Origin of the sequence: Acetobacter indonesiensis (genome assembly GCF_000963945.1) — a bacterium.
GTDB lineage: Bacteria > Pseudomonadota > Alphaproteobacteria > Acetobacterales > Acetobacteraceae > Acetobacter > Acetobacter indonesiensis.
Genome location: NZ_BAMW01000022.1, coordinates 49,122 through 65,135, shown reverse-complemented (window position 1 = coordinate 65,135; position 16,014 = coordinate 49,122). Strand labels below are relative to the sequence as shown.

The window sequence follows — 16,014 nt, the reverse complement described above, 5'->3', positions numbered from 1 at the left end:
TCAGGCTAGAAGATAAGGATGCCCGCTTTCCGTGGTCAGAATGACCGCATCAGACAAAGCCAGAGCATTGGGGGGAACAGGTGTGCCATCGGGCAAAGTGGGCACCGTTGCTGCAACCGTAGCGGCCCCTGTGGCCGTAATGGCAAGGGAAACCGGCTGACAAAGGCTGCGCCCCTGTTGTGTGGTGACACGCACCATCACCGTCTGCACGGTGCCGGGCACCCCGCCGCCCAGAAACAGACACGCCATGCCATTGATCAGACTGGCCCACAGCACGGTCAGATCAGCCGTCTGCCCGGTTGCCGTTGGCACGGTGGCGGAAACACTTGCCAGATAATCCCCCGTGCCCTGTAACCAGTCTGTGGGGTCAAGTGTAAAATCAAGTGTATCCGCGCTGGATTTTGGGGCCCATGACAACGTAACCGCCTGCCCCACCAACCCACGCAACCGTAGCCCCGCAGGCACAGCAAGCGGAATACACCGGGCTGGCGCAGGGCACCAGTTGGGGGAGAGCAAAGGGGCCGTCATGCGCCCCCCTGTTCAGCCGCGTTTTGCATTGATGTGCTAGCGGCAGATCCTGCGGTTGCAACGCTTTGTTCCGTACCGAGCGTTGGCAACCGGGTGCTAAGCGTATCTGTGCCGTTACTGATAGCGCGGAGAGCAGACAGATAGGTTTGCCATGCCGCAGGCGGTGTTTCCCCAAACATGCCGTATTCCGCCCAACTGGTTGTAGCAGCCTGTTGCAGCGCATAGTATGCCTGCGTGGATAATGGTGCGGGTGGCGGTGTGTAATCGACAATGCCGCCGTTCTGCACCGCCTTTCCGGTCGGTTTGCGGAAGTTTGTTGTATTCTGCCAGTCTTCCGCGCTGATGGGCAGAAGATTACTGGCTGGCGGAACAGCGGAAAGGCTGCTCATTTCCCATGTGTCATACCACGCGGTGACAGGTGTGGGTTGGGCGGCTGTGGTGTCATACCCCGCATAATAGCGCGCAGGGTATAAGTCTTTCACAGTTTGCGTCATGATGTTTACTTGCTCCCGATCGCGATGAGATTGGCAAGGCCAATATGGTTGCGCGGGCGCACATACACACCAGTGGTGGTGGCACCGTACACCCAGTAATCGGTATCGCTTACGCTATCATCATTGCCGGACGCCCCAACCAGCACGATAGGCGTGTTTGAAAACGCCTGTGGAAACGTGACCCATGACCCTACGGTCGTATCATTGCCGACAGAAACGGTAAAAAACTGAATCCGGTGCCCATACGCTAGGTTAATGACGCGGCTGTCTGATGTTGAAAAATCCCCAGTATAGGTGGCAACCGGCACACAGTTTCCCAACCGTTCAAACTGACTGGACACCCAGGACGACTGGGCAAACTGCGCTGAAACCCATGTTGGCGTTGCAAACTGGCCGTTTGCCCAGTTTTGGGTAGCAACCTGTTGGTTGCTTTCGTAAAAATGCCCGGAACCATAGATATTGAACGATCCGTCTGACGTAATACGCGCAACATTGCTATAGGTGCCCCCTACATCTGAATAGTAATCAAGAATACCATCACTGGGCGCACGCGACGGCCGATAGAATGTAGAATAGCCGTTATCCGCATTAAAACTATAGAAACTTCCTATTATCAGAGACCCTGACAGTTTTCCGCCTGCCAGTGGCAGGTAGTTTGCAAACAGGTTTTGCCAGAAGGCCCCGTTGGCACCGGGTTGTGTCATGTTGTTATCAGCGGTGGAGACCCAGAACGTGCCCGGTGTAGTCCCGGCGACCACAGCACCGGACGCATACCCCCCGATAGAGAATGCAAAACCTGCGTCATAAACACCAATCATCCCGGCCTGATAAGCCTGCAAGACGCTGGACAGACGGTTGAGAAAGCCATTCATGTCCTGCCCGCGCGGTGGCACACCCCCAGCCGAACGGCCGATAAATGTTTCAGGCGGAAAGCCGAGCGCGACAGACGCCGTGCCGTCCCCTGCCGTAGCCTGCGTAGCGGGGATGTTGGCCAGATTACCACTGCTGGCAGAGGCGGCAATCGGTTGAGAAAACCGTTTTGGAAAATCGGATTGTTTCATGATTGTCCCTTGATGGAATAAGTAAGATGCACACCAGCAGGGCGAGGAAGCACACCAGCGTTCTGGATAAGGGAAATCTGCACAGCGGATGGGACAAAACTGAAACAGTAGGTCAGGCTCATACCGCCGTTATCCTGCACCCAGGCATCGCCCTGACCGGCAAACAGGGTCATGAGAATAGCGTTCAGGCTGGTAACGGAACAATCTGTTATGTTGGCTAAGGCTTTGGCATAAATAAGCTGCCGAAAGCCATCGTCTGACAGACGGTAATTCCCTGTTGTGGCTGTGCCGGAATACCACGGGGCTGTGTTAAATCCCTCCTCGGTCAGGTCTTCGGCCTCATGGAAGCCAAGCACGCTGTCTGCCGTTAGTTTGAGCACACGCTCAACGCCGACAATGCGGCCCCAGACGTCAAGCCCATAGCCCTGCGCGGTATCCAGATTCCAGATTTTGTCATACCAGTCATTGATCCATGCGGACGGATCAAACGCCTGATTCCATGCGGCAATCAGCGCATTGATGGTTGGTGAACACGCATATTGCGACAGAATGGTTTTCTGAACATCCTGCATCAGGCAAACACCACTGTGATGTTTTGGGCATCAAGTGTCGGGGCCTGATTGATACCAAATGCCACATTCAGGGTTGTGGGGTCTGCTGCTGTGCCGACCGTAATTTCTGCAATCTGCGCCCAACTGCCCAAAGCGGCAATACCGGCATAAAAGCGGCTGGCATACAGCGTGCTACCAATGCGGACACGGCTGCCTCCGTCATTCCCCGCAAACGCAGCCAGCACAACAGACTGGACGGACGCGGTCGCTGTTGCCGGAATGGCGGCGGATGCCACAAGCACCACTTTCACATAAAGCGGTGCAGGAACGGCACGTTGAAAACTGACCGCGTAAGACGGCGCATTTGTGTAGGCGCTGTTGGTGTCCGTAACTGTAACAGTGGTGTCACCCGTATAGCTGCACCCCGGTGGCTTTTTACGCAAAATAGCCTGCGCTATTGCCTGATCTTCCCCGCCGCTGACGCAGACATACAGGCTGTAGGCCGCAATGGTAACACCGCCTTGCGTCACAGCGGACGCGGTGCTGTTATCTGTTACAAACACATCGCTAACACCGCTGACAGCCTGTACCGCAGCGGAAATAGCATCAAGCGAGCCTATGGCATTCCCGGCAACGGACGTTTTACGGCGGTCTTCAAATGCCGTGCGGCTTTCGACGGGGCGACCTGTCACGCCTGCAACCGGGTTTGTGGCCGTTGCCCATCCGGCCAGAGACTGACTGATGGAGACACTTTGCGCCGGGCAGGCAATTTCCCCCTTCTGTGTGCAGGAAAATGTGCCTGTGGCGGTTCCCGTCGCATCAAGCGTTAGCGCATTATCGGCCGCATAGCTGTTGCCCGCTGCATCCTGCACCAAAGCCCCTTTGGGGATAACCGTTCCCGTCACACCCGTGCAGATACACGTCACAACCGTAGGCGTGGCCGTAAGGCGTGACATGAAATACAGGCGGCCAATGGCATCCTGCATGCGCCCCGTGGCGCGTGCCGGGTCTACCCCATTGGCGAGGGTCAGAAACTGATCATACGCATCGCCCAGAATGGCGGTCAGGGACATGGCAAGCTGGCCCTGTGGGGTGGAAAGGCCCGTATTCAGGGTATTGCCAAAAGCAGCGTTCAGGTCAGCCAGAACGCCAGCCAGCATGTCTGGCTCCTCTGGCATAATGAAGCCGGTGGCATCTAGCACCGGGGCGGGAACGGACGTTGTGCCGCTGGCGGAGGATGAGGAGGTATCAGAGGCTGACAACAGTCTGGCTTCCATCTTCTAGGGTCAGTTCAATCACACCGGAAAGCCGGCGCTGGGGGCTGATGGCGGTCAGCACGCAGGTGGCACGGGCCACGCCGTCAACAGACTGGGCTGTTTGCTCCACATCCGCGCGGAACAGCGCCACGGACTGCGCACGCCCCAGGATATTGGTCAGATACGGAAGGCCGAGGGCGGTGTTGTACCAGCACTCACCCAGAAAGACGCGTACGGCACACGCCACATTCTGGGCCACGGCATAAGGGGCTGAGGCCACTGCGATATTGCCCGAGGCATCAACCGCCAGATCCCACGTTGCACAATCAAGCAGCAAGGTTTGCATGGAAGGGCCTTCTTTTTTTCAAAAACAGGATAAATCGCACGGTCCTGTGCGGGCGTGATGGCAGATCATCCTGCACGGTAGGAAACCAAGGGGCACCGGGGCGCGTTGGGTGGTGGGATAACGCGGTTGGGCTGCTGCCTTTCTTATACGAAAGGGGCGATGTTGCGCTTTGCAGGGTGTTGCAGGTGGCTCCTCCGCTGCTGGAATCAGATGCGATGCGGAAGGCGGACATTTTATGAGCAGCATGGAACAGGAACGGAAAACCGTTAAACTGGGTGACGAAACGGTGCAGCGTGGCAGCGGTGGGGAAACGCACCAGACCGCGCACGGTGATGTGCCGACACTGACCACCCAGCAGGGTGTGCCAGTAGCCGATGACCAGAACAGCCTGAAAGCCGGGGCACGCGGCCCAACCCTGATGGAAGACTTCCATTTCCGGGAAAAGATGTTTCATTTTGACCATGAACGCATCCCTGAACGCGTGGTGCATGCGCGTGGATATGGCGCACATGGTTTTTTTGAACTGACCCATTCTTTGTCAGACATTACACGGGCAGACGTTTTGCAGCGCGTGGGCGAGCGTGTGCCTGCGTTTGTCCGGTTTTCAACCGTGGCTGGTGCCAAAGGATCATCCGATCTGGCACGCGATGCACGTGGCTTTGCGGTGAAGCTGTACACAAAGGAAGGCAACTGGGACATTGTTGGCAACAACATTCCCGTCTTCTTTATTCAGGACGCCATGAAGTTTCCTGACATGGTGCACGCCGTAAAGGAAGAACCTGACCGGGCTTTTCCGCAAGCACAGTCAGCACACGATAATTTCTGGGACTTTATTTCGCTGTCACCCGAAAGCATGAACATGATCATGTGGGTGATGTCTGACCGCGGTATTCCGCGCTCCTTCCGGTTTATGGAAGGGTTTGCGGTGCATACGTTCCGGTTTGTGACGGCTGATGGCAAATCAACCTACGCCAAATTCCACTGGAAGCCCAAGCAAGGTTTGCAATCCGTGGTATGGAATGAAGCTGTCAAAATCAACGGGGCGGACCCGGATTTTCATCGCCGCGATTTGTGGAATGCCATTCAGAAGGGAGACTACCCTGAATGGGAACTCGGCGTTCAGCTTTTTGATGATGCGTTTGCCGACAGCTTTGATTTCGACATTCTGGATGCGACAAAGCTGATCCCGGAAGAACTGGTGCCGGTTAAGCCCGTAGGCCGTCTGGTGCTTGACCGCATGGTAGACAACTTCTTCGCGGAAACCGAACAGGTCGCCTTCTGCACGCAGAATGTTGTGCCCGGCATTGATTTTACCAATGACCCACTTCTTCAGGGGCGCAATTTTTCCTATCTGGATACGCAATTAAAGCGTCTGGGTGGGCCGAACTTCACGCATATTCCCATTAACGCCCCAAAATGCCCCTTCCATACGCTTCAACAGGATGGTCACGGGGCCATGCATAACCCGAAAGGGCGTGTGAATTACGAACCTAATTCCTGGGGTGGTGCAGCCGGTGGCCCACGTGAAAACCCGCAAAAAGGATACACCAGTTATCCAGACGCGATTGAGGGTCGCAAGGAACGGGTGCGGTCTGAAAAATTTGCTGACCACTACAGTCAGGCACGGCAATATTATATCAGCCAGACCGAGGTAGAGCAGACGCATATTCAACAGGCTATTACCTTTGAACTCAGCAAGGTGGAAACACCAGCCATTCGCGCACGGGTGGTGTCTCATCTTTTGAATATTGACAAAGGCTTGGCGCAGGCTGTGGCGGATGGTCTGGGGCTGGAAAAACTCCCGGAGGCAGCTCCCCCTGCCCGTGCGCCTGTTGACCTTCCGCCATCTGCTGCATTGAGCATTATCAAAAACGGACCGGAGAGTTTTGCGGGCCGGAAAGTTGGCGTTCTGATAACCAACGGTGCGGATGACGCCATTCTGGATGCACTGGAAAAAGCAGCCAGTGCGGAGAAATTTGATCTGGAACTGGTTGCGCCGCAGATTGGCGGTATCAAAACCGCTGGGGGCCGTCATGTGCCTGCTGGGCAGCGTGTACCGGGTGGGCCGTCTGTGCTGTATGATGCCGTTGTATTGCTGCCATCAGAAGACGGTGGCACGCAATTGGCCAAAGATGCAGATGCGAAAGACTTTGTAAGTGACGCTTTTGCGCATGCCAAATTTATTGGCTATGTGCCCGCCGCTGCACCACTTCTGGCCAAAGCCGGTGTGACAGAAGATGCACACGATAACGGCGTGATTGCCATCCAGAAAGCAACAGACATTGCAGGCTTTATTAAAACCTGTCGTGCCCTACGTTTCTGGGACCGCGAGGCAAAAGTTCACGCAGTTTGAGATAATCGGTGCTGCCCCAAGGTAACAATATTACCCTTGGGGCACGCCAGTCATGCCACTGCCCGGTTGCACGCCGGGATGGGTATGCTGGGTTACCGAAATACCTTTCGCCGTTGTCTCTTTGGAAACTGTGAGGCTACCATTGATTTCCGCATCACCGTTCAGGGTCAGGCTCTGGGCGGTGATGTCAATTTTACCCTGCGTTTTCAGGGTTACTCCACCATCGTGCAGCCAGATATACTCCTGCGGGGTGGTGTTCAGAAAGCCGCCCAGATAAAGTGCATCGGCCATATTATGCTGCCGAAAACTTCCTGGCGCAGCAGCGGATCTTGCCGTTTTCACATTGAAAATATCGCGGTCAGCGACAAGCGCCAGCCCGATATCGCCTTCGACGGGGTCAACAATAACTGCACGGCTGCCACCCTGTAGACGGAAATAGGGAACCTGGTAGAGCACACCATGGGGTGTTACGGCCCCAGCCGCATTCTGCTGGTGCACCATGGGTTGCACATCAACAAAACCCACGGGGTTTAGCCCAGTGCCCGTCACGGCTTTTACCTGCACAACCACAACTGTACGGCGTGTTGCCAAGAGGCGGGCAATAACATGATTGAGGGTATTGAAATCAGAGGCCGTAGCGTCTGCCCGGTTTAGAACTGGATAGCTGCTAGACGTGGTCATGCTGAACCATCCGGCATGGTCTGGGCTATGACGTTGGTAAACCATGCGCCATCGGCCATTTCACTTTGAAGCATGTGACGCACCTGTGTTGTTTGCCACAACCCGGTGGGAACAGGGCCGGACTGTGTGCCCCAGCCTGCGGGCTGATAACGGCTTTGCAAGGCAATAACGGTATTGAAAGTCACCTGCGGGTTAAACATCATCCGCAAGGCCAGCCCCCCTGATGACCAAGAGGGATAACCTATCAGTCCGTTCTGGGCCGAAACCACAATGGGCTGTTGCGTCTGTTGCTGTGTATTTACTGTACTAGCCGTAATCTGCCCCCGCCCGACAGCCAGACGCAGGGGCACTGTTTCAGCACATTGCGCCAGTTGCTGACCGGGGCTACCGTCAAAATACGGATTATGCAGCGTGATGGCATCGACCCCATAACCTGCATAAGTCAGTCCCGCCTTCTGCGCGATAGTGGAAAGCACTGTTGCCAGCGAGACCGCACTGCGAAAGGACGTCGGTGTGGCGGGCATGGCATTGAGCAGCGCTGTAGAAAATGCCTGCACCATGAAGGCAACATTGGGTGCATTGGTATAATCGGCATAGGCGAGCGTTACAGCGCCCTGAAAAACCACTGCCCAATTATCCGTGCCGTCACTTGCTTCTAGCCTGACGTCGCTTGCACTTTGAAAGGATGGATCGGGGGCAGCCAGACTCAGCCGGTTCATAAGATCAGGAGACAGCCCTTCAATCCGCAGCAACGCGATATCCCCTGTTGGAAACTGGGCTTGTGTTATTTCTGCTGAAATACGCAAGCCAGTCAGTGTCACGGTGTCCTGACCGTCTGGACCAAACGCGTTGGCCAGCAGCCGGAATGTGACCCTTAGATTACGGGAAGAAAGACTGCTTCCTGTTGAGGCGGTTTGTAACTCTGCCATCAGACGACCCAACCAGCACGATAAAACAGCAGACAGCGGCTACCCAATGCCTGATAATTCGGGTCCTGAGTGCCTTGGCTATCGGCAAACGTGAAATCACCCGGCAGGCCCGTTGCGGCGTCTCGGGCCAGCCATGTTCGGTCCTGACACAGGACGCCGGACAGCACGCGGGCATTGCCCAGCCAGAAATCGGCATACAGGCCGGTGGAGCGTTGACGCAGTGCAATCTGGACAGTCTGGCCGGACAGTGTGACGCGCAGCATTTGCGCCGGTATGGCTGCAAGCGGAACCATAAGCAGGCTGTTATCGGATAATGCTGTTGTCATAAGGGATTTCCCACAGTCTCTGACCAGCTTGTGCTTGAGGGTGCCGCCAAGGACGTGTCATACACGCTGCTGGCGCTTTGGGCGGTGCTATAAGATTGCGCAGGCACAACGCCACAGCAGATAACCCGCTGACCATAGGGCTGATAGGACGACGTAAGGGTCTGGCTTGCTGAAAGCCTGACTTCCTGAAGGATGATTTCAACAACCGGCATCGTCACACCATGCCGCGCATCCCGCACCCATCGGTGTCCGGTTATGTTGACGTTATCATATTTTCGCTCTGGCGTGATGACGGAGTAGAGCGAAAGATCAGCCTGGAGTGCGGACAATGTTTCGAAAAATGATTTACGCACATACATATCCCCTGCCCCGGTGAGGGTAGAGACAGCCTGGGATAGATCAGAAGAAAAACCTTTTGTATTAAACCCTGTTTCTGATCCATCACAGACCATCAGCACCCGGTGCAGGCGGGGTGACGCGACCTTGCTGTAGGAAAGAAAGCCGCCATCTTCTAATGGGGCGGACGCAATGTGGTGTGTCGCCTCGCCCCCCACAGACATGACGCGGGCTGCCGAGAGCACGTTCTGACCTGCATTATTGAAAATACCCCACTGCCCTGCGGCAGTTGTGACGAGAGCGTCTTCCAGCACGGTGCCGATTGTGACGGACGCCGCCGCTTTTGCCCCGGTTGCGCGGGACTGCCCAAGCAGCAAGGGAACTCCGGCCGCCACCGGGACGGTCCAGACAGAAGGCAGCGACACCGGAAGCATGGGCATGGAAACTGGTCCGTTTATATTGGAAAAAATAAGGGTTTTGAAAAACGGTTTTTTCGTCAGAGTGTATCGTGACTATTTTGGCCTGCGCGAAGACTTTGTTAAACAGCACCATATGTTGCAAGACTGGTCAGTGTGTGGCTGTTTTCGCGACCAAGCGTGCGAACAGCCTGTGCAATATCCTGCGGGTTGCCGGACGGCACATGAATTGTCACCGGGCCGATATGCGTTGTGTTCTGCACCGATGCTGCGGCAACACCACTCTGCGGCACCATAGCTGCACGCCAGATCGCACCATCGGCAAGGTAAGGCTGCGTCGTATTCCGTGCGTTGCCGGGTAAACGCGCATTGGGTGAAAATGGGGTGGAAGGCGATGCACGCTCTATGGCGTGGCGACTGGGTGTGTGAGCCTTGAGCAGTGATGAGCGGTCGGATTGCTGCGTATTCTGATTAGGGCCATTTTGGCTGAACTGCTGAAGTTTCGGCAATGACCGGATCTGGTCTATCTGCCTCTCTGGTTTGGGCATTTTAGACAATGTGATCGGGGCCTGTGCGTTCTTCGATTGGACGTCAGGCTGGCGGAATGGGGCGGGATGAGCCCCCTGTCGTGGCAGGAAGCCGCGCCCATTGGCAGGCGATTGATCAGGATGCGGCACAGTGTCTGCACCCATTTGCTCCCCATTAAGGCGAAAAACTTGCCGAGGAAGTCTCTCGTTCTGGCGCTGCGACAGGCTGCCATCTTTGGGTGGGTGGTGGAGACTGTTAAGTTGAGAAGATGGATTTTGCGCACTTATTATCGGCACGCTGCGCGGGATCATGGCTGTAGGTTGCGCATTATGTCTGGCAATTATGGTGGTGCTATTCAGGGTGACGCGTGGTGATGTGCTGCGTTCTGACAAGCGACTGGCAGGAATAGGATAAGGAGCCATCTGCTGTAATGGCTGCCGCAATAGAGATGTGTTTGCGGGTACTGTGCTGACGGGGGGTGTCAGGTTATTCTGTGTAGAATGATATAAAAATGGAAGACCTTCTCCACCTGAAAGAGAAGGTTCTAGACCATTAGGCGCGGTACTTAACGGACTGCGAAAAGCACTGGGAGGTGTTGTGAAACGGATTAGCCCCGTGGCGAATTTTGCTTCTGCTTTTCTGGAAGACTGAGTCTGTTTGCGCGTATTTCCCCCGGTGTGATCCTCTAGGGTGCTTTGCTTCAGAATATCTGAAACACCACGACCAGCAGAAATAAGACCCAGAAGCCCGATCGCCTGTTTTTGTAGTTGTGTGAAACGATTGCCTATCTGGGTTGTTGTTTTCTGGTTTTTACCTGTCAGATCATTTGTTTTCTGCTCCAGCTTATCGAGCACACCCAGCGCCTGTTGAGCACTTGTTTGCAAGCCGGACGTGTCGAGCCCCAGGCGAATAACCAGTTCATCCAGCACGGTTTCAGACATGATGATGCACTTCCCTGCGGGATGGAGACAGATTAGCCAAACGGCACACGGTGGGATTGGGTAGCACCCTGCCCTGCCTGCGCGGTGTTCCAGTTTCTGACAGACAGGATTTCGAGAAGAATGTAAGCATCTTCGCTATCATAAACCGTTTTCAGGTCATGCAATGTTGCCAGACCGGCAGAGACCAGCGCTGCCAGTGTGGGGGAGATATTTACGCAGTGGGCGTGTTGTGCGCTTTGTCGTGCAGAAGGGCCGCCACAACGGGGAAAAGATGGTGTGCGGCGGCCAGCAAAAAATCCACATGCATACGGAACACTTCTGAACGTACCAGACCCAGTGTTTCCGGTTCCTCAAAATCTGCGGCAATAAGGGCGCGTGTCATATCTGGTGTGTTCGGGTCTGGCCGAATGGTCACGCACTGCATCAGGCGGTTTAGGGCTTTATCAAGATCGGCTTCATCCATGAAACCAAAAATTTCAATCCCCAGACTGGCAAGACCGGCCAGCCCCGCCTGTGCCAGATCTGCCCCTATGCGGGCCCCGCCGCGTATGGCGGCCTGAAGGCAATGGCGGGCCCATTGATCTGCCGCGAACGCGTCCATCCGTGTCAGGCGGAAGGATTTTCCGTTATCTGCACCGGGTTTTGAATGGGTGTAATCAAGCGTTTTCATCAAAATAAACCTTCTGCACAAAAGGTCTGCTAGGTGCCATGATGCCGGAAGGACGCTGGCAGGGTAACAGAGGAAAGACCGGACCGTGATGCCGCAGGCATAACAGCAGCAGACCGTGACACCACAGAGCGGACAGCATCCCCATCAGCGCAGAATACTGCCTCCAGCTTTCTGCATTTTTCCGAATATCGAATTTTTGCTATCAGATGGCGGCGGGCAGAACCCGTTCCCATGTGATTTCAAAATGACGAGCCTCCAGCACGCGCCCTGCCCCCGGCACGCTGACGATGGAGCGCAGAAGGCCGCGCACCATGGTATATTTACGCCCGATAGCCGGAATCTGGATTTCAGCCCCCATACGGTACAGGCCGCGCTTGGCATCCTGCGCCATGACAATGGCTTCAAACACCAACGCACTTTCACTACTGGCTGCCAGAGAAATTGTCTGTGTGACGGGGTTTGGCACCCAGCCTGCGTTCAGGTAGCCGTCGATGCTCATGGCGGTTTCAGCCAGTTCACGCGCCTGCGTTTCAAACGCGCGGTCAGCGGCGTAATTTTGCAGTGTTACGGGGGCATTATATAGCCCCGGCACTGTTATGGTAAAAACCGAATTAGCGGCTGTAATGTCATAATCGGCCATGATTACTGAACCTCTACCGATGCCAGAGTGATGGACTGCACAGATTCACCATCCGTGTAGAAAAAGCGGCCCTGCACAGCGCCGCGGCTGGCGCGGGTTGCGGCAGATGCAGCAGACGCACCGGGCAGCAGATACCAGCCACGGGTGGACAGAACGCCGTCAATACTGCGCCCGGCCTGTGCATTGACGGCCTGTGCTTCAGATGCGGACAGTGTGACGTTGGGCTGAATGGCCCCGAATGCCAGCGCGGTATCAATAGTGCCCTGCACGGCGGTCGCAATCAGGGAGTCACCTTGTGCTGTATAGGGAATTTGCCCGACGCTGGAAAACAGGTTCAGCAGGTCTGACTGGAAGCTGGCGTTCATCCAGATCTGGTTGATATAGCTGTCTGCCCATTTGAACGGCCCGGACACCGCCCCGTTATTCAGAAAGCTGAATGTGCTGTCTGCTGTTTTGTAACTGCCATAAAAGCTGTAGCCATTGGCCAGAACGGCCTCGGCCTGTGATGTGGTCAGGCTGGTGGGCGTTACGCCACCATTGTTGCGGAACATCAGCGTGGTGCGACCACCAGACCGCTGCGGGTTCAGGCTGGCGGCCCACCCCAGGCACAACGCCCCGGCCAGCAGACCGGTGCCATCGTTATTGCACAGGCATGTTAGACCCGGTGTGGACTGGGCTTTGACTGTGGCCCCAAAGCTGGTGCTGGCGTTTGGTTTCAGCACGGTTGCATCGGCATCTGGCACAATGCCCCAGTAGCGATTGGGGTTGGCCGCCATCCATGCGGCAATCTGGGTTTTGGCCGTGGCCGAGGGTTCCTGCGCGAACAGGAAGGGTGCCCAATCTGTGGCCGCTGCGGCGGCTGTTGTCAGATACGTGCCGTATTCCGCATCTATCGGTGTGGCGGGAAGCTGAAAAAGATAGAGTTTTTCAGGGGTATCCTGCGCGTTGGTATAGGCGGAAAAATACACGCCAGCAATGGCGGCCTCGGCGCTGGCAGCGCCGCACAGGGCTGCGACATCCGCCGCTGTGGTGAAAATGGAAACACCGGAAGAAAGGGCCGCATTTGTAGAAAATACCATACCGGTAAGCAGGCTGATGGTGCCGCCCGGCGCAATAACGCCAGGTGTGACGGAAACGATGGAACTGATGGGAAGGGTCATGGTGTGGGCTTATCCGTGACGGTTTCGGCCTGAACCAGAGCAACGCTGGCAGCAGGGGCCATAATGGTGGGAAGCGTGAGGAGAGTGTTGACCTGACAATGCAGGTCTAGCAGCCAATGTTCTTCAAACTGCCGCTCGCCAGAAATGAACGGAGCTTGCCGCGGCGCGCTGGTATAAAGCGGCGCAATGCGGGCTGGTGTAATGACTGGTGCGTTTTGGCTGCCCGTCTCTGTAGCTGTTGAAGCATGTGCCGTCGCATTTGACGGACTGGGCGGGTTAGCCAGCCAGTCAGCCACTGTCAGCCCTGTTTCGGCTTGGGGTGAGTCCTGTGCACTAGTCAGGGTTTCAAAAAACTGGCAGGCCCAGGGGGTCCGAAACAGGGTTGCAAGACGCTGCGCATTATTGCCTGCGCCGGGGCCGAACAGACTGACTTGCACGGTTACATCTTCCGGCAGGCAAAACCGGCTGGTTGTGGCCGTATCGGTTTGGGCCACAGTGGCAAGCGGTTGACGATTAAGGAGCGTTACAAGCACAAACGGCCCAGACGGGGCCACGGTGCGGTTCTGTTGTGCCAGTTGCACGGGCGTGTCGGGCGGTACTATAGCCAGCAGAAAGGCCCGTATTGCGGTGGTAATGTTAGCCGTCTGGGGCGTTTGGGTTATGGCAGTTGCCGTGTAACCAGAAGTTTGCACCATGCGGTGCCTCCCCATAGTTCGGGCTGGCCGGTGACCAGCCATTCGGAGCCGTCGAATATCAGGCTGTCACCGCCAAACTGGTGTGTGCGGTCAAGACCTTTGATAGTACCGGGCAGATAAATGAAGCAGTTATCGGAACTCTGGTTCAGGCCCTCGGTCTGGGTCAGATCAGCACTGGAAGCGGGTTGCACGCGGATTGTGACCAGAAGGTCTGTATACCGTGGCTGGGTGCTGCCATCGGGCAATGTGATACACCCCTCATGCGCACGCAGGGTTGCCAGAACCGGCGGCAGCAGTACGGCTGTGACTGCGGCCGCCATGCTGAACAGGCCGTTCATGCGTCCACCTGAAAAGCAATTGCGTGCAGCAGCGCTTTTGTGTCTTCCAGCGGTTTGTCAGATTTTTTGTGGGCAATGGTGCTGGCCGCGTTTGGGGGCGCGTGCAACGCCTGAAGGGATTGGGTAATGCTGGCCTGCATGGCTTGGCCTGTAGTGTGAAGGGCTGGGGTCGGGTTGCGCAGGGTTTGCACCATGGTGGTTGGATTACCCGAAGATGTCAGGCTTTTTTGCAAAGTCGTTTTGAAAATCGTCCGCCATTTCTGTGCGTCTTGTGTCACTGCATTGCGAAGAAACGGGCGGGGCGGGATAACACTTCGCGCAGCGGTCCGTGCGTGAGTGGTTTTGCGAATGGTCGCCCCGTATTCCTGCACGGCTGCGACCAGCGCCATTGGGGTTCCATCTGGGTAGGCAGAGCCTTTCAGAAAACCCGCTTTAACGGACGGTCTGTTTTGCGCAGGCGCTGCACCCGGGTCTGTCGCGGGTATTTGCCCGGACGGGGTCTGTCGTGTGCCTGACGGGCCAGCCAGCAGACGCAACAGGGCGCGGGCCTGTGTGGTGTTTTGCAGGATGAGGGTCACACACTGCTCCTGTTCAGGGCGTGGATGGTTTATCCGGGCACGTACCGGGCTGTGCGCAGGAAGGCTGCTGCCGCCCAGTAGGCAGCGCCATAGGGGGTTTGCAGCCACCATCCCTGCGACCCCGCGACAGGCCCAGCATCTGTTTGCACGTCAACGCTGCCCATGCGGGCTGCACTGATACGGCCAACCAAGGACGGGGGCATGAAAGCGGCGGTTGCTTGATCGGCCGAGGAAGGGATTTCTGCTGCACTGATCGGGGTATCGGCCAGCGTTCCCCCGGCTGATGACAGCGTAGAGGCCGATGTCTGGTTGACCAAAGACGCCTCTGGCACGGGCACGCAAGAGCCGAGGCCGAGTTGCGCCAGATGCGCTGTGATCAGGCCCAGTAATTCGGCCCGCTTTGTCAGGTTGCTAACAGGCGACGTGTCGTCATTGGGAAGAAACAGGCTGGCAAGGCTGAAGCAGGCCACCGCCCCCTGCGCCCCGACCGAGGCATACAAAGCGGGGTAGCGGGCCTGCCACACGGAAAGGCAGAAAGGGGCGCTGGGCATGGCGGCTCCGTTAGGGGAAAGGAATACGGCAGGGAGCGTGACTACGATGGCAAAGCGTGATTACAATCGGTGGTTGTTTATCTTGATCTCAACAGACACTGGTTCGGGAGCGCGTGATTTCATGTCGGACAGTATCGGTGCGTTTGTTCCGAGCGTGCCACATTAAGGGTAGACGGCTTGCCTTTTACACAATCCGAACTTGTTTTTATGATACTGGAACTTGGTTTTTTTTAAACAAGACCAGAAAAAATCCTTTAGACAGGCGAAATACCGGGAGCAGGCGTCTGCGGGTTAAGGGGTTCCATTCCTGTTTGCAGGCCAGCCTGTTCGCGTGCCTGGGTCGATGCTTTTTCAACCGTTGGTTGTGCGAAAATAAGGCCCTGCATGAGTGGAGGATAGGCCGCATACTGGCGGGACCACGCAGACCAGAATTCGGCCGGGATGGTAGTAAGGCCGTAGCCACCAATCACGGCACTGGCACGGATGCCTGCCAGTTCGTGCCGGGTCTGGCCCAGTTGCAGCACAAGGCCGTTGGGCAGTTTGCAACCGATGGTGACTGTTGCGGGTATGGCCATGAAGGGGGCTCCGTCTGGTTGAGGGATAGATAGTTTGAACAGGAATTGTCAGCAGGATACG

General features: G+C 56.3%; 21 protein-coding genes. 1 reads left to right on the top strand and 20 read right to left on the bottom strand.

The window, feature by feature from the left end:
- The 6 genes from Abin_RS07425 to Abin_RS07400 all read right to left on the bottom strand — a co-directional run bounded on the left by Abin_RS07425 (position 1) and on the right by Abin_RS07400 (position 4,236).
- Entirely contained in the window at positions 1 to 528 is a 528-nt protein-coding gene (locus Abin_RS07425) for a phage fiber-tail adaptor protein (RefSeq protein ID WP_048845710.1), read from the bottom strand.
- Entirely contained in the window at positions 525 to 1,022 is a 498-nt protein-coding gene (locus Abin_RS07420) for a hypothetical protein (RefSeq protein WP_174766860.1), read from the bottom strand. Before Abin_RS07420 ends, Abin_RS07425 begins: the two co-directional genes overlap by 4 nt.
- Before the next feature lie 5 nt (positions 1,023 to 1,027).
- A complete protein-coding gene (locus Abin_RS07415) occupies positions 1,028 to 2,083 on the bottom strand; it encodes a hypothetical protein (RefSeq protein WP_048845709.1) in 1,056 nt (351 codons plus the stop codon).
- Entirely contained in the window at positions 2,080 to 2,655 is a 576-nt protein-coding gene (locus Abin_RS07410) for a DUF2612 domain-containing protein (RefSeq protein WP_048845708.1), read from the bottom strand. Before Abin_RS07410 ends, Abin_RS07415 begins: the two co-directional genes overlap by 4 nt.
- Entirely contained in the window at positions 2,655 to 3,812 is a 1,158-nt protein-coding gene (locus tag Abin_RS07405) for a baseplate J/gp47 family protein (protein WP_371862221.1), read from the bottom strand. Before Abin_RS07405 ends, Abin_RS07410 begins: the two co-directional genes overlap by 1 nt.
- A gap of 70 nt (positions 3,813 to 3,882) precedes the next feature.
- A complete protein-coding gene (locus tag Abin_RS07400) occupies positions 3,883 to 4,236 on the bottom strand; it encodes a hypothetical protein (protein WP_048845706.1) in 354 nt (117 codons plus the stop codon).
- A 235-nt stretch (positions 4,237 to 4,471) separates the two neighbouring features.
- Here Abin_RS07400 and Abin_RS07395 point away from each other — a divergent pair, with 235 nt between their 5' ends.
- Complete coding sequence (locus Abin_RS07395) at positions 4,472 to 6,589, top strand: catalase (RefSeq protein ID WP_048845705.1); 2,118 nt, start codon at positions 4,472 to 4,474, stop codon at positions 6,587 to 6,589.
- Positions 6,590 to 6,619: 30 nt separating this feature from the next.
- On the opposite strand, the gene Abin_RS07390 is transcribed toward Abin_RS07395, so the two are convergent.
- From Abin_RS07390 to Abin_RS07330, 14 genes are all read right to left on the bottom strand, one after another.
- Complete coding sequence (locus Abin_RS07390) at positions 6,620 to 7,270, bottom strand: Gp138 family membrane-puncturing spike protein (RefSeq protein ID WP_146867693.1); 651 nt, start codon at positions 7,268 to 7,270, stop codon at positions 6,620 to 6,622.
- Positions 7,267 to 8,199 (bottom strand): baseplate hub protein, encoded by a 933-nt coding sequence (locus Abin_RS07385; RefSeq protein ID WP_048845704.1) that lies wholly within the window; start codon positions 8,197 to 8,199, stop codon positions 7,267 to 7,269. The genes Abin_RS07390 and Abin_RS07385 overlap by 4 nt, the downstream gene beginning before the upstream one ends.
- Positions 8,199 to 8,525: a phage baseplate plug family protein gene (locus Abin_RS07380; protein WP_048845703.1), complete on the bottom strand. Its 327-nt coding sequence runs from the start codon at positions 8,523 to 8,525 to the stop codon at positions 8,199 to 8,201. The genes Abin_RS07385 and Abin_RS07380 overlap by 1 nt, the downstream gene beginning before the upstream one ends.
- Positions 8,522 to 9,301 carry a phage baseplate protein gene (locus Abin_RS07375; protein WP_048845702.1) on the bottom strand — a complete coding sequence of 260 codons (780 nt, stop codon included), beginning with the start codon at positions 9,299 to 9,301 and terminating at the stop codon, positions 8,522 to 8,524. Before Abin_RS07375 ends, Abin_RS07380 begins: the two co-directional genes overlap by 4 nt.
- Before the next feature lie 98 nt (positions 9,302 to 9,399).
- Positions 9,400 to 10,746, bottom strand: a complete 1,347-nt coding sequence (locus Abin_RS07370) for a hypothetical protein (protein ID WP_048845701.1) — start codon at positions 10,744 to 10,746, stop codon at positions 9,400 to 9,402.
- A 32-nt stretch (positions 10,747 to 10,778) separates the two neighbouring features.
- Positions 10,779 to 10,910 carry a hypothetical protein gene (locus Abin_RS15815; RefSeq protein ID WP_255319361.1) on the bottom strand — a complete coding sequence of 44 codons (132 nt, stop codon included), beginning with the start codon at positions 10,908 to 10,910 and terminating at the stop codon, positions 10,779 to 10,781.
- A 47-nt stretch (positions 10,911 to 10,957) separates the two neighbouring features.
- Complete coding sequence (locus tag Abin_RS07365) at positions 10,958 to 11,416, bottom strand: hypothetical protein (RefSeq protein ID WP_048845700.1); 459 nt, start codon at positions 11,414 to 11,416, stop codon at positions 10,958 to 10,960.
- A 202-nt stretch (positions 11,417 to 11,618) separates the two neighbouring features.
- The gene (locus tag Abin_RS07360; protein ID WP_048845699.1) at positions 11,619 to 12,056 is read right to left on the bottom strand and encodes a phage tail fiber protein; all 438 of its coding nucleotides are present in this window, start codon (positions 12,054 to 12,056) and stop codon (positions 11,619 to 11,621) included.
- Positions 12,057 to 12,058: 2 nt separating this feature from the next.
- The gene (locus tag Abin_RS07355) at positions 12,059 to 13,216 is read right to left on the bottom strand and encodes a DUF3383 family protein (RefSeq protein WP_048845698.1); all 1,158 of its coding nucleotides are present in this window, start codon (positions 13,214 to 13,216) and stop codon (positions 12,059 to 12,061) included.
- Complete coding sequence (locus Abin_RS07350; protein WP_048845697.1) at positions 13,213 to 13,911, bottom strand: phage neck terminator protein; 699 nt, start codon at positions 13,909 to 13,911, stop codon at positions 13,213 to 13,215. Before Abin_RS07350 ends, Abin_RS07355 begins: the two co-directional genes overlap by 4 nt.
- Positions 13,875 to 14,249: a hypothetical protein gene (locus Abin_RS07345; protein ID WP_048845696.1), complete on the bottom strand. Its 375-nt coding sequence runs from the start codon at positions 14,247 to 14,249 to the stop codon at positions 13,875 to 13,877. Before Abin_RS07345 ends, Abin_RS07350 begins: the two co-directional genes overlap by 37 nt.
- Complete coding sequence (locus Abin_RS07340; protein WP_048845695.1) at positions 14,246 to 14,827, bottom strand: hypothetical protein; 582 nt, start codon at positions 14,825 to 14,827, stop codon at positions 14,246 to 14,248. Before Abin_RS07340 ends, Abin_RS07345 begins: the two co-directional genes overlap by 4 nt.
- A 29-nt stretch (positions 14,828 to 14,856) precedes the next feature.
- Positions 14,857 to 15,378: a DUF4054 domain-containing protein gene (locus Abin_RS07335; RefSeq protein ID WP_048845694.1), complete on the bottom strand. Its 522-nt coding sequence runs from the start codon at positions 15,376 to 15,378 to the stop codon at positions 14,857 to 14,859.
- Between the two features lie 254 nt (positions 15,379 to 15,632).
- Complete coding sequence (locus Abin_RS07330; RefSeq protein WP_048845693.1) at positions 15,633 to 15,953, bottom strand: hypothetical protein; 321 nt, start codon at positions 15,951 to 15,953, stop codon at positions 15,633 to 15,635.
- Positions 15,954 to 16,014: the final 61 nt, after the last annotated feature.